The sequence below is a fragment of the Hydrogenophaga sp. UC242_50 genome (assembly GCF_042697355.1).
Lineage (GTDB): Bacteria > Pseudomonadota > Gammaproteobacteria > Burkholderiales > Burkholderiaceae_C > Hydrogenophaga.
Genome location: NZ_CP170553.1, coordinates 1,329,702 through 1,342,180, shown reverse-complemented (window position 1 = coordinate 1,342,180; position 12,479 = coordinate 1,329,702). Strand labels below are relative to the sequence as shown.

General features: G+C 69.4%; 13 protein-coding genes and 3 pseudogenes. 7 read left to right on the top strand and 9 right to left on the bottom strand.

The features are described 5' to 3' along the window. The 5 genes and pseudogenes from ACFJGX_RS06855 to ACFJGX_RS06835 form a co-directional block, all read right to left on the bottom strand. Positions 1-1,281, bottom strand: coding sequence for a TRAP transporter large permease subunit (locus ACFJGX_RS06855; RefSeq protein WP_382328624.1), 1,281 nt, complete (start codon positions 1,279-1,281; stop codon positions 1-3). A 249-nt stretch (positions 1,282-1,530) separates the two neighbouring features. Beyond that, positions 1,531-1,716 (bottom strand): annotated as a pseudogene (locus ACFJGX_RS06850) (TRAP transporter small permease); the annotation flags it as partial. A 93-nt stretch (positions 1,717-1,809) separates the two neighbouring features. Further along, entirely contained in the window at positions 1,810-3,198 is a 1,389-nt protein-coding gene (locus ACFJGX_RS06845) for an FAD-binding oxidoreductase (RefSeq protein ID WP_382322212.1), read from the bottom strand. 65 nt (positions 3,199-3,263) lie between these two features. After that, a complete protein-coding gene (locus ACFJGX_RS06840) occupies positions 3,264-4,286 on the bottom strand; it encodes a TRAP transporter substrate-binding protein (protein WP_382153319.1) in 1,023 nt (340 codons plus the stop codon). Next, positions 4,283-5,194, bottom strand: a complete 912-nt coding sequence (locus ACFJGX_RS06835) for a fumarylacetoacetate hydrolase family protein (RefSeq protein ID WP_382322213.1) — start codon at positions 5,192-5,194, stop codon at positions 4,283-4,285. The genes ACFJGX_RS06840 and ACFJGX_RS06835 overlap by 4 nt, the downstream gene beginning before the upstream one ends. 119 nt (positions 5,195-5,313) lie before the next feature. On the opposite strand from ACFJGX_RS06835, the gene ACFJGX_RS06830 reads away from it, so the two are divergent. The 4 genes from ACFJGX_RS06830 (at position 5,314) to ACFJGX_RS06815 (ending at position 7,690) form a co-directional block, all read left to right on the top strand. Beyond that, positions 5,314-5,991, top strand: a complete 678-nt coding sequence (locus tag ACFJGX_RS06830; RefSeq protein WP_382322214.1) for a GntR family transcriptional regulator — start codon at positions 5,314-5,316, stop codon at positions 5,989-5,991. A gap of 71 nt (positions 5,992-6,062) precedes the next feature. Beyond that, on the top strand, positions 6,063-6,566 hold the full coding sequence (locus tag ACFJGX_RS06825; protein WP_382328080.1) for an aldo/keto reductase: 504 nt from the start codon (positions 6,063-6,065) through the stop codon (positions 6,564-6,566). Then, positions 6,509-7,006 carry an aldo/keto reductase gene (locus ACFJGX_RS06820; RefSeq protein ID WP_382328078.1) on the top strand — a complete coding sequence of 166 codons (498 nt, stop codon included), beginning with the start codon at positions 6,509-6,511 and terminating at the stop codon, positions 7,004-7,006. Before ACFJGX_RS06825 ends, ACFJGX_RS06820 begins: the two co-directional genes overlap by 58 nt. 9 nt (positions 7,007-7,015) lie before the next feature. Next, positions 7,016-7,690 (top strand): DUF6064 family protein, encoded by a 675-nt coding sequence (locus ACFJGX_RS06815; RefSeq protein WP_382322216.1) that lies wholly within the window; start codon positions 7,016-7,018, stop codon positions 7,688-7,690. Here ACFJGX_RS06815 and ACFJGX_RS06810 read toward each other — a convergent pair. From ACFJGX_RS06810 to ACFJGX_RS06795, 4 genes and pseudogenes are all read right to left on the bottom strand, one after another. Beyond that, complete coding sequence (locus ACFJGX_RS06810; protein ID WP_382153304.1) at positions 7,653-7,910, bottom strand: VF530 family DNA-binding protein; 258 nt, start codon at positions 7,908-7,910, stop codon at positions 7,653-7,655. The two genes, ACFJGX_RS06815 and ACFJGX_RS06810, sit on opposite strands and share 38 nt — an antisense overlap. Next, positions 7,907-8,854 carry a glutathione synthase gene (gene gshB, locus ACFJGX_RS06805; RefSeq protein WP_382322217.1) on the bottom strand — a complete coding sequence of 316 codons (948 nt, stop codon included), beginning with the start codon at positions 8,852-8,854 and terminating at the stop codon, positions 7,907-7,909. The genes ACFJGX_RS06810 and gshB overlap by 4 nt, the downstream gene beginning before the upstream one ends. 12 nt (positions 8,855-8,866) lie before the next feature. Continuing rightward, positions 8,867-9,774 (bottom strand): annotated as a pseudogene (locus ACFJGX_RS06800) (benzoate/H(+) symporter BenE family transporter). Between the two features lie 85 nt (positions 9,775-9,859). After that, a pseudogene (locus tag ACFJGX_RS06795) lies at positions 9,860-10,069 on the bottom strand (benzoate/H(+) symporter BenE family transporter); the annotation flags it as partial. 160 nt (positions 10,070-10,229) lie between these two features. Between ACFJGX_RS06795 and ACFJGX_RS06790 the strand changes: the two are divergent. From ACFJGX_RS06790 to ACFJGX_RS06780, 3 genes are read left to right on the top strand one after another with little or no spacing between them, the layout of a single operon-like run. Next, complete coding sequence (locus ACFJGX_RS06790) at positions 10,230-10,592, top strand: CesT family type III secretion system chaperone (protein ID WP_382322218.1); 363 nt, start codon at positions 10,230-10,232, stop codon at positions 10,590-10,592. Between the two features lie 7 nt (positions 10,593-10,599). Then, entirely contained in the window at positions 10,600-11,217 is a 618-nt protein-coding gene (locus tag ACFJGX_RS06785; protein ID WP_382328076.1) for a hypothetical protein, read from the top strand. Beyond that, positions 11,214-12,476 carry a hypothetical protein gene (locus ACFJGX_RS06780; protein ID WP_382328074.1) on the top strand — a complete coding sequence of 421 codons (1,263 nt, stop codon included), beginning with the start codon at positions 11,214-11,216 and terminating at the stop codon, positions 12,474-12,476. Before ACFJGX_RS06785 ends, ACFJGX_RS06780 begins: the two co-directional genes overlap by 4 nt. The last annotated feature ends 3 nt before the right edge of the window (positions 12,477-12,479 follow it).

The window sequence follows — 12,479 nt, the reverse complement described above, 5'->3', positions numbered from 1 at the left end:
TCAGCGCGTGAGGAAGCGCAGCGGCGCCAGCACCAGCTGGGGGAAGAACACCAGCAGGAACAGCACCCCGAGCTGCGCGAGCAGGTAGGGTGAGACGGCGCGGATCACCGACTCCAGCCGCACGCGGGAGACGCCGCAGACCACGTTGAGCACCGTGCCCACCGGCGGCGTGATGAGTCCGATGGCGTTGTTCATGATGAAGAGCACGCCGAAATACACCGGGTCGATGCCGGCCATGCGCACCACCGGCATGAGCACCGGCACCAGGATCAGGATCGTGGGCGCGAAGTCCAGCGCCGTGCCCACCACGATCACCAGCAGCATGATGACGATCAGCAGCAGCGTGGGCGAGTCGGCCAGCGGCTGCAGCATGTCCGCCACCACCATGGGGATGCTGGCGGCGGCGATCAGCCAGGCCGTGACCTGCGCCGCGGCCACCAGGAACATCACCACGGCCGAGGTCTTGCCAGCCGCGAGCAGCAGCGCATAGAGCTGCGCCACCTTGAGCTCGCGGTACACCACGAAGCCCACGAAGAGCGCATAGAACACCGCGACCACGGCCGCCTCGGTGGGCGTGAAATAACCGCCCTTGAGGCCGCCGACGATGAGCACCGGCAGCAGCAGCGCCCACACGCCCGCGAAGGTGGCCGACCAGCGCTCGCGCATCGACACTTTGGGTTCGCGCGGCATGTCGTCGCGTTTGGCCTGGTACATCCATGTGCCCACCAGCGCCACCGCCATCAGCAGGCCAGGCACGATGCCGGCGATGAACAGGCTGGTGATGGACACGTTGCCGACCACGCCGAACATCACGAAACCGATGGAGGGCGGAATGATGGGCGCGATGATGCCGCCCGAGGCGATCAGGCCCGAGGCGCGCGGCATGTCGTAGCCGGCCTTGCGCATCATCGGGATGAGCAGCGCCGCCACGGCCGCGGTGTCGGCGATGGCCGAGCCCGAGAGCGAGGCCATGATGACGCAGGCGAAGATGGCCACGTAGCCCAGGCCGCCCTTGAAGTGCCCGACCCAGGCGCCCGCCACCGCGACGATGCGCCGCGAAATGCCCCCGGCGTTCATGAGCTCGCCGGCCAGCACGAAGAAGGGAATCGCCATCAGCGGGAAGCTGTCGGCGCCGGACAGCATGTTCTGCGCCAGGATCTGGGCGTTGAAGATGTCCATCCAGGCCATCATGGCCAGGCTGGAGACCATGAGCGCGAAGGCGATGGGCATGCCCAGCGCCATCGCCGCGAGCAGCGCAAAAACGAAGATGAGGACGATCATGGGAGGGGCGCTCAGGCGGCGTCGGTGAGTTGCGGGTCGGGCAGGTCCTTGCCGCGCAGCAGGGTGACGATGTTGGCGAGGACCATCACACCGATGGAGGCCGCGCACAGGTAGGCGACCGAATAGACGATGGCCAGCGAGAGGCCGGTGACCAGGCCGATGTTGGCCAGCGTTGATGCCGTGCTGCAGGATCAGCCCCCAGAGCAGCACGGCGCAGCAGGCGAGCACCAGCAGCTGGGAGAGCATCAGCGCCACCCAGCGGGTGCGCCCGGTGAGGCGGCGCACCACCATGTCCATGCCCAGGTGGCCGCCTTCGCGCATCGCCACGATGGCGCCCAGGAAGGTGAGCCAGATGAACATGAAGCGCGAGAGCTCTTCCGAGGTGTTGATGCCCGAGTCGAACACGTGGCGCAGCACCACGTTGCCGAACACCATGACGCACATGGCGGCCAGGCACAACACCATGACCCCCTCGAGCGCCTTGAAGTACCAGTGGATGAGGGTTTTCATGGGGTGCGTTGCCGAGCTTCAGAAGGAAAAGATCTTGCCTGGGTTCATCAGGTTGTGCGGGTCCATCGCGTGCTTGATCTGTCGCATCAGCGCCACCGGCGCCTCGCCCAGCTCGTCGAGCAGGAAGCCCTGCTTGTGCAGGCCGATGCCGTGCTCGCCGGTGCAGGTGCCGTCCATCGCCAGCGCGCGCGCCACCAGCCGCGCGTTGAGCGCCTCGGCCTGCGCCACCTCGTGTTCGCTGTCGCCGTCCACCAGCATCTGCACGTGGAAGTTGCCGTCGCCCACATGGCCGACGATGGGCGCGATCAGGCCCGACTGCGCGAGGTCCTGCGCGGTCTGGTTCACGCAGTCGGCCAGCTGCGAGATCGGCACGCAGACATCGGTCACCACGCTGCGGCTGCCCGGGCGCAGCTGCAGCGCGGCGAAGTAGACGTTGTGCCGCGCCTCCCACAGGCGCGTGCGCTCTTCGGGTGTGTGAGACCACTGGAAGCTTTCGCCCCCGAGTTCGCCCGCGATGGCCTGCACCAGCTCGACCTGCTCGCGCACGCCGGCCTCGCTGCCGTGGAACTCGAAGAACAGGTGCGGCTGCTCGGGCAAGCCGGTCTTGCTGTAACCATTGAGCGCGCGGATCGCCACGCGGTCGACGAATTCACAGCGCGCGATCGGCACACCCACCTGGATGGTCTGCACCACCGCCTGCACCGCCGCGTCGATGCTGGGAAAGGCGCACACCGCGGCCAGGATGGATTCGGGCAGCGGGTGCAGCTTCACCGTGGCCTCCACCACCACGCCCAGCGTGCCTTCGGAGCCCACGAACAGGCGCGTGAGGTCGTAGCCGGCGGCGCTCTTGCGCGCGCGCCGCGCCGTCTTCACCAGCTGGCCGTCGGGCGTGACCACGGTGAGGTTGACCACGTTCTCGCGCATGGTGCCGTAGCGCACGGCGTTGGTGCCGCTGGCGCGCGTGGCGCACATGCCGCCGATGGTGGCATCGGCCCCGGGATCGATCGGGAAGAACAGGCCCTTGTCGCGCAAGGCGGCGTTGAGCGCCTTGCGCGTCACGCCGGGTTGCACGGTGGCGGTCTGGTCCTCGTCGTGGATCGCGACGAGCTGGTCCATCTGCTGCAGGTTGAGCGTGACGCCGCCCCGCACGGCCAGCGTGTGGCCTTCGAGCGAGGAGCCCGCGCCGTAGGGCACCAGCGGCACCCGGTGCTCGCGGCACAGGCGAACGATGGCGAGCACCTCGTCGGTGTGGCGCGCGAAGGCCACGGCGGCCGGCAGCATGGGCGCGAAGATGGATTCGTCGCGGCCGTGGTGCTCGCACACGGCGGGGCTGGTGGACAGGCGCTCGCCGAGCAGCTGGCGCAGGCCGTCCAGCACGGCGGCTGGCAAGGAAATCGAGGCGGTCATGGCAAGGCCGACCGGGCGCGTGGCCCGGTCGTGTGAGGGAAGGAACAGCGCCTGGGAAGGCGGGCTTACTTCGACGCGGTGCGCACCTTGGCGATCTCGCTGCGCACCAGGGTCATGAACTCGGGGCCGATCTTCTCCAGGTGCGGCGCGATCGCCGGCGGCACGCGGTCGCGGATCGCCTGCAGGTCGGCGGGCGAGAACTGCGTGACCTGCACGCCCTTGTCCTTCATGCCCTGCAGCGCGCTGCCGGCCTCGGCGGCGGTGGACTTGCGCTGGAACGCGGTGGCGTTCTTCGCGGCGGTGTTCATCGCCTTCTGCTCATCGGGCGAGAGGCTGTCCCAGTATTTCTTCGACACCGCGAAGATCAGCGGCGAGTAGACGTGGCCCGAGAGCGTCATGTACTTCTGCACTTCGTAGAAGCGCTGGGTGTACATCAGCACCACCGGGTTCTCCTGGCCGTCGAAGGCCTTGGTCTCCAGCGCCACGAACAGCTCGGACCAGGGCAGCGGCGAGGCGTTGGCGCCGATGGCCTTGAAGGCGTCGAGCGTGAGCGGGTTGGGCTGGGTGCGCAGCTTCAGGCCCTTGAGGTCGTCCAGCGTGTTGACCGGGCGTTTGGAGTTGGTGATGTGGCGAAAGCCGTTCTCCCACCAGCCCAGCACGTGGATGCCGACCGCAGCGAGCTTGGCGTTGAGGTGGGCGCCCACCGGGCCGTCGAACACGGCGTGCGCCTCGGCCTCGGTGTTGAAGAGGAAGGGCACGTCCTGGAAGCCGAGCTCCTTGACCTGGCCCAGCATGGCGAGCGCGCTGCCGGTGTAGAACTCCTGCACGCCGCCCTGCAGCGCGGCCAGCATCTGCGGGTCCGGGCCCAGGGCCTGGTTGGCGATCACGGCGATCTTCATCTTGCCGCCGCTGGCCTTCTCCATCTCGGTGGCGAACTGCTTCGCGGCCTGGCCGGCCGGGTGGGCGTCGGCCATGCCGTGGCCGAAGCGCGCGTTGCGCGCCTTGAAGTCCTGCGCCAGCGCGGCGGTGCTGCCGAGCGCGGCGAAGGTGGTGAGGGCCATGGCGGCCAGCAGGCGGTTGAGCTTCATGCGGTTGTCTCCTCTTTGGGGGCGGGGTGGTGAGGGGTGGGCGCGGGCGCGCGCGCCTCGATGCGGTTGCGCAGCAGGCCGATGCGCTCGATCTCGACTTCGCAGACGTCGCCGGGCTGCATGTACAGGCGCGGCTCGCGCGCATGGCCGATGCCCGCGGGCGTGCCGGCCACGATCAGGTCGCCGGGCTCCAGGGTGATGGCCTCGCTGATGGTCACGATGAGCGAGGCCACGTCGAACACCATGTCGCTGGTGTTGGCCGACTGCACGGTCTGGCCGTTGAGGCGCGTTTCCAGCCGAAGGCCGCGCGCGCCGGGCGGCAGCTCGTCGGCCGTGACCAGCCAGGGGCCGAAGGCGCCGGTGCGGTCGAAGTTCTTGCCCATGGTCCACTGCGGCGTCTTGAACTGGTACTCGCGCACGCTGCCGTCGTTGAAGACCGAATAGGCCAGCACGTGCGAGAGCGCGTCCTCGTGGCGGATGCACGAGCCGCCGGTGCCGATCACCGCCACCAGCTCGCCTTCGAAGTCCAGCGAGTCCGACAGGCCCGCGTGCTCCAGCGGCGCGCCGTGCGGCACCACACTGGTGTTGAAGCGCGAGAACAGCGTGGGGTAGGCCGGCTGCTCGAAGCCGCTTTCTTCGGTGTGGTCGCGGTAGTTCAGGCCCACGCAGATGATCTTGCGCGGCTCGGCCACCGGGGCCAGGAAGCGCACGGTGGCGAGATCCACCACCGGCTGGGCGCGCATCGCGGCGGCGGCGGCGTCCAGCGCCGGGCGGCCCGCGCGGATCGCGGCGTCCAGCGCGCCCGGGTAGGCGGCGGCGCCTTCGGTGGCGCCATGCCAGCCCCCGCTGGCCGGGTCCTGCACCGCCCAGCCTTCATGCCCGTCCCGCTGGAAACGCAACAACTTCATCGAATGCTCCTCTGTGTGTGAATGTGTCTGGGTCGGGACTCTATCACCAACGATGTATCTTTCAACAAATAATCTATTCTTTTCTCATTGGTACATTCCCTCATACAATCTCGCCTGCCATGACCACCCCCGCCGCCAAACTCACCCAGGCCGAGACCGTCTGCCAGCTCATCCGGGCGGAAATCCTGGAGGGCCGCCTGCTGCCGGGGGCCAAACTCAACATCAAGGCGCTGGAACAGCGGTTCGAGGTCAGCCTGGGCGCCATCCGCGAAGCCCTCTCGCGCCTGGGGGCCGAGGGCATGGTGGTCGCCGAGTCCCACCGGGGCTACCGCGTGGCGCCGGTCAGCAGGGAAGAGCTGCTGGATCTCACGCGCACGCGTGTGGAGCTGGAATCGCTCTGCCTGAGCAAGGCCATGCAGCACGGCGACGTGGAGTGGGAGATCCGCATCGTCGCGGCGGCGCACCGCATGGAGCGGCTGCAGGACATCCCCTCGGACGAAGAGGCGCGCAAGGCGCCGGCCTGGAACCAGGCCCACGGCGCCTTCCACGAAGCGCTGGTGAGCGCCTGCCCCAGCGTGTGGCTGCTGCGCATGCGCGAGCTGCTCTACGCGCAAAGCGAGCGCTACCGCCTGCTCTCGGTGCCGCTGGACACCGACCACCACCGCGACGTGAAGGCCGAACACAAGCGCCTGGTGGACGCGGTGCTCGCGCGCGACGAGCCCGCCGCGCTCAAGGCGCTGGAAGAACACTTCTTCGCCACCGTGCAGATCATCCTGCGCTCGCCCTTGCTGAAGTAAGCCGCGCGGGCCGGAACTTCCCGGCGCCGCGCCACGTCCCACCGGCTTTCACGCCCCAACGGGAGGCCACCATGTTTCCTCCGCCGTTCCGCGGCAACCGCCGCCAGTGGCTGGGCGCCGCGCTCGGCGCACCGCTGGCCGCGGCCTGGCCGGCCTGGCCGGCCTGGGCCGCCAACCCGGCGGCACCGGGCCTGCTCACGCGCCGCATCCCGGCCAGCGGCGAGGCCCTGCCCGTCGTCGGCCTGGGCAGCTGGATCACCTTCAACGTGGGCAACGACCCGCAGGCGCGCGACGCCTGTGCCGAGGTGGTGCGCGCCTTCTTCGAGGCCGGTGGGCGGCTGATCGACAGCTCGCCCATGTACGGCTCCTCGCAACCCACCATCGGCCACGCGCTGGCGAAACTCCGGCACCCGGCCGCGCTGTTCTCGGCCGAGAAGGTGTGGGTGGGCGACGCGGCACGCGGTCACGCGCAGATGGAAGCCTCGCGGGCCTTCTGGGCGTGCCGCGCTTCGACCTCATGCAGGTGCACAACCTGCTGGGCTGGGAAGGCCACCTGCCGCGCCTGTTCGAGATGAAGGCGCAAGGCCGCCTGCGCTACGTGGGCATCACCACCTCCGAAGGCCGGCGGCACACCGAGCTCGAGCGCGCCATGCGCACCCAGCCGATCGACTTCGTGCAGCTCAGCCTCAACCTGCTCGACCGGGAGGCCGAGCAGCGCCTGCTGCCGCTGGCGCAGGAGCGCGGCATCGCGGTGCTCGCGAACCGGCCCTTCCGCGAGGGCGCGCTGCTGCGCGATCTCGCGCGCCACAAGCTGCCGGGTTGGGCGGCGGAGATCGGCTGCGACGGCTGGGCGCAGGTGGCGCTGAAGTTCGTGGTCTCGCACCCGGGCGTGACCTGCGCGATCCCCGCCACCAGCCAGGTCGCGCACCTGCGGCAGAACATGGGCGCGGCGCGCGGCCCCCTGCCCGACGCGGCGCTGCGCGCGCGCATGGCGCGCGACGTGGCCGCGCTGTAGGGCCACGCCATGAGCGAATGGTGGACCTACCGGTCGGCGGATTTCCTGATGTTCGCGCCGCGCACCTACTGGCGGCTGTTCGAGCTGCAGAACGCCGCGTGGTGGCCGGCGCCCTGGGTCTTCAGCCTGCTGGCGATGGCGCTGGCGATCGGCCTGTGGCGCCGCCCTGCCCAGGCCGCGCGCGTGGGCCTCATCGGCGCGGCGCTCGCGTGGGCCTGGGTGGCCTGGAGCTTTCTCTGGTGGCGCTACACGCCGATCAACTGGGCCGCGAGTGCCTTCGCCATCGCCTTCGCGCTGCAGGCGCTGGGCCTGCTCGCGCTCGCTTGGCGCCGGCCCCACGCCACCACCTCACCGGGCCGCCGCCGGCTCGGCCTGGGCCTGCTGCTGTGGGCGGTGGGGCCGCATCCCGCGCTGGCCCTGGTCTTCGGCCGCCCGTGGTCGCAGGCCGAGGTGATCGGCCTGGCGCCCGATCCCACGGCCATCGCGACGCTGGGCCTGCTGCTCTGCCTCGACGCCCACCCGCGCGCCCTGCCTTGGGCGCTGCGCGCCGGCGCGGTGGCCTGGCTGTTGCTCAGCGCGGCCACGCTTGCCACCCTGGGTTCGGCGCAGGCCGTGGTGCCACTGGCCGCCGCGCTGCTGGCGCTGGTCAGTCCCGGCCCGCGCGGCGCTGTTCGCGCAGCATGAACAGGTACAGCCCTTCCACCTTCTCGCGCGCCCACGGCGTCTTGCGCAGGAAGCGCAGGCTGGACGGGATGCTCGGGTCGATGTTGAAACAGCGCACCGGGATGCGCTCGCCCAGGCCGTCCCAGCCGTAGTGGTCCACCAGCGCGGTGAGGATCGCCTCCAGCGTGAGGCCGTGCAGCGGGTTGCGCGGCTGGGCCGAAGGCGCGGGGGTGTCGCTCATGCGAGCGCCGCCTCCAGCGCGTCGACGAACATCGCGGGCACGTCGAAACCGGTCTGCTGCTGGATCTCCTGGAAGCAGGTCGGGCTGGTGACGTTGATCTCGGTCACCTTGTCGCCGATCATGTCCAGCCCCACCAGCAGCAGGCCGCGCGCGGCCAGCGTGGGGGCGATGGCCTCGGCCACGGCGCGGTCGGTGTCGCTCAGCGGCTGGGCCACGCCCTTGCCGCCGGCCGCGAGGTTGCCCCGCACCTCGCTGCCCTGCGGAATGCGCGCGAGCACGAAGGGCGCGACCTGGCCGCCGATCAGCAGCAGGCGCTTGTCGCCCAGCACGATCTCCGGCAGGTAGCGCTGCACCATCACGCTGGTGGCGCCGCCCTGGTTCAGCGTCTCGATGATGGAGCCCAGGTTCATGCCGTCGGGCCCGACGCGGAAGATGCCCATGCCGCCCATGCCGTCGAGCGGCTTGAGGATGATGTCCTTGTGCTCGGCGTGGAAGGCGCGGATGGCCTCGGGCCGGCGCGTCACCAGCGTGGCCGGCGCGAACCGCGCGAACTCCATCAGCGCGAGTTTTTCCGGGTGGTCGCGCAGCGCGCGCGGGCTGTTGAACACGCGCGCGCCTTCGCGCTCGGCCTGCTCCAGCAGGTGCGTGGCGTAGAAGAACTCGCTGTCGAACGGCGGGTCCTTGCGCATCAGCACGGCATCGAAGCTGTGCAACGGCTCGCGGCCTTCGCGCGTGGTGGTGAACCAGGCATCGGCGTCACCGGTGAGCGTGACGTGGCGCACCTGCGCCGTCACCGGCTGGCCGCTCTGCCACTGCAGGTGCTCGGGCTCGCAGGCCGCCAGCGTGTGGCCGCGCCGCTGCAGCTCGCGCATCATGGCGAAGGTGGTGTCCTTGTAAATCTTGAAGGCTTCGAGCGGGTCGGCGACGACGAGGATCTTTTTCATGGCGTTGTTCGTTCAGGGCTTTTGCGAGGTGAGTCCGTACTGTTGCACAAGCAGCGCGACGGCGCCGGCGACCACGCCCCAGAAGGCCGAGCCGATGCCGCCGATGACCACACCGCTGAGCGTGACGAGAAAGGTGATGAGCGCGGCCTCGCGGTGCGCGTCGTCCTTGAGCGCGGCGTGCAGGCCGCCACCGATGCTGCCCAGCAGCGCGATGCCGGCGATGCCATGACCAGCTCGCGCGGGAAGGCGATGAGCAGGCCGGTGATGGCCGCGCCGAAGAGGCCGATCAGCACGTAGATGCCCCCGCACACCACGGCGGCGGTGTAGCGCTTCTTCGGGTCGGCGTGCGCTTCGGGGCCCATGCAGATGGCCGCGGTGATGGCGCTGAGGTTGAGCGCGAAGGCGCCGAAGGGCGCGAGCACCAGCGTGGCCGCGCCACTGAGCGTGATGATCTTCGAGATCGGCATGTCGTAACCCGCCGCGCGGATCGCGGCCACGCCCGGCAGGTTCTGCGAGGCCATGGTGACGACGAACAGCGGCAGCGCCAGGCTGGTGAACGCGGCCAGGCTGAAGACGGGCATGGTGAACACCGGCATGGCAAGTTCGAAGCTCACCGCGCCGCCATTGAACTGGCCCCGCGCCACCACGTAGGCGATCGCCACCGCCAGCGTGAGCGGCACCGCATAACGCGGCAGCAGGCGCCGGCCCAGCAGGTAGGCCAGCAGCATCAGCACCACCAGCGGCAGCGCGGTCTGCGCGGCGGCGAAGGCCTGCAGGCCGAAGCGCGCCAGCACGCCGGCCAGCAGGGCCGAGGCGATCGCCATCGGAATCTTGTTCATCACGCGCTCGAACCAGCCGGTGGCGCCCACCAGCACGATGAGCGCGGCGCTGATGAGGAAAGCCCCCACGGCATCGGCCATGGTGAAGCCGCCGGCCAGGCCCGCCGTTGCGCAGCACCGCCGCGCCCGGCGTGCTCCAGGCGATCATGACGGGCTGGCGCAGCACCAGCGAGGGAATGGCCGAGCACAGGCCCATGCCCAGGCCGAGCGCCCACATCCACGAGGTGATCTGCGCGGGGGTGGCGCCAAACGCCTGCGCGGCCTGGAAGACGATCGCCACCGAGCTGGTGAAGCCCACCAGCACGGCCACGAAGCCGGCCGTGGCGGCCGAGAGGTTGACGTCTCGAAAAAAGGAGGGGGACGCGGTGGAAGACATCGGGCGATTGTGCCGGGCGGCGGCACAACGCACGGGGGCCACCGGCAATGGCCCCGGAACCCTGCTCGGCGGGCGCCGACAGAACCGAACCGCCAGGCCCCGCACTACTTCCTGACGGGTCGCGCTCGAGACGGCCCGGCCGTTCAACCAGGACCCCACCATGCGCTATGCCGCCTTGATGCACAAGCTCTTTGAGCAAACCCAGCTGGACAACTGGCAGGGCACCGCCCGGACCCCTCACTTCGAGGTGGACGGCGCCATCGTCGGACTGATTCCCAAAGGCGATTCGGGTCTCGTCGTGTACGTCGACCTCGGCCATCAACCCGGCAACGAGATCCAACTGCTGGAGTACAACGCCCGCGCCAATGACGAGGTGTCGGGCTGCTTCGTGGTCGTGCCCAACTCGGGGAAGGTGGCGTACCGCTTCGACGTGCCCCTGGACGCGCTGGAACGCACCCCCTCCTTGCCGGCCTGGCTGCAGGCGCGCGTCAACCAGGCCCGCACCGCGCTGGCCAGCGCCTGAGCCCCTCATGAACCCCATCATCAGAAACGCCCTCGGCACCTGCCTCCCCGGCGTGGGCAGCGCATTCGTCAAGGTCCACGCCAAACCATTCGCCCAGCTGTTGTTCAGCGAGACGAGGCGCAACCCCGAGGGCGCGCTGTCGAAGACCGGCCACATCGCCTTCCGACTGAACGCCACGGAATTCACCTCGCTCCAAAGCTTCCTGGGCCAGCCCGCAGACGCCGAACGCCCGGGGTCCATCGGCCATCAGCCCGACAACCACACGCCGGTGCGTCGCCGCGACACCATCCACACCGACATGGGTGGGAAAGACGTCGAATACGAGAACCTCACCTGGCTTGCGCTCCCCCGGTGGGCAGAACAGCGCTTCGACAACACCCCTCGGTCCACGGGCGTCGGTGAACTCACCCCCCAACACCTCGAAGCACTGGCGCGGGTCATCGGGGGTAAAGAATTCGGCCTCTACTCCCTGCGCGGTGACAAGCCCATCGACATGCTCAGCGCCGAAGACCTCCGCGCATTCCTGATCGACGGCAAAGCGCCCCGGCACGCTCCCAACTGCGTCGACTTCGTCAAGGCGGTCCTGGTGGCATGGGCCCGACTGGAGGGCTCTCCCGGGCCGTGATGCATTTCGCCGCCTCACTGGCCGACTGCCGCTATCCCCAGGATGTCGGCGCATTGGCCCAGGTGCATTTCGGGGCGGACGACAACGGCATCATCCAGTTTCGACCCGGCAAGGGCGTGGCGGCCCCCGAACGACTCGACAACCAGCGCTTCCACGGCCAGTTCCTCGAAGCGTCCGGGCTGTCCAAGGAGGTCTTTGACAGGATGTGCGCCGACCTGGCGGCCAAGGGGCTGATCTTCGGCGAGGTCTTCGAGCACGACGAGACCTGGGGCACCACCTTCTTCAACGGGCTCGGCAAGCGGTTGCGGGCGTGCCAGCCGCACCAAGGCGTGGCGGCCATCTGCTACCACCAGGACACCTACAAGGGTGGCATCACCCACGTCTCGCTGATGGCGTTCGCCCCGGATGGCGGCGCATCGGTCTGCCACCACGAGTCCATCAGGGTATCGGCCCAAGACCCTGTGAGCAACCTGATGCCGGGCATCGTCGGGGTGCCGTCCAACACCTACGACACCACGGACCTTCACCAGCGGGTGCTGGGCGACAAGGCCCGTGAGCTCACCACGTTGCCGATCCGGCACTCGTACGACCTCTCCGGCCCGCCCATGGTCCAGTTCGCCCACCTGAACAACTGGGCCGCCTTGCGCGAATTCAACGATCGCACCGCGCACGAGAGCTATGTGAACGCCCGGTCGCTCGCCTACGGCACCGATCCCGACCAGCATCTGCTGGAAAAAAAAGGCGCCTTCGGCCGCGGCCTGACGACCACCGTCTCCGTGCCGGGCCAACGCTTCCGACACGAACCCCTGATGCTGCCGCCCGGCGAGACCGAAACCTCCTCCGCGGGTGCCTGGACCAACAACTGCGCGGCCCACACCCTGCGCTGCCTGCAGGCCGGCGGCTGCACGGCCCTGCCGACATCGCGCGAGCCTGTGGGCGAGTGGCGGCTGAGTGAAGTCGCCGAGGTGCTTCTGAAGGCGGGCCTCATGCCGTGCACCGCCCCGGAGGTCGCGCACATCATGGACGACGCCGGTTACAGATACGATCCCGACGAGGGTGTCGTCGTCGATGCCGGCTCGTTCCTGACCCTGGCGTACCACTGGTCCATGTCGCCCGTCGGCTCACCGGGCGTCTACCCACCCGATGTGCCGCGCAACGAGGTCCAGGACAAATCCCTCGCCGAGGCCGTGCTGAGGAAGCGGCTGGACCGGCTGAGCAAGACCATCTCGGACCACCAGGCGTCCTTCCGGAAAATCTGACCC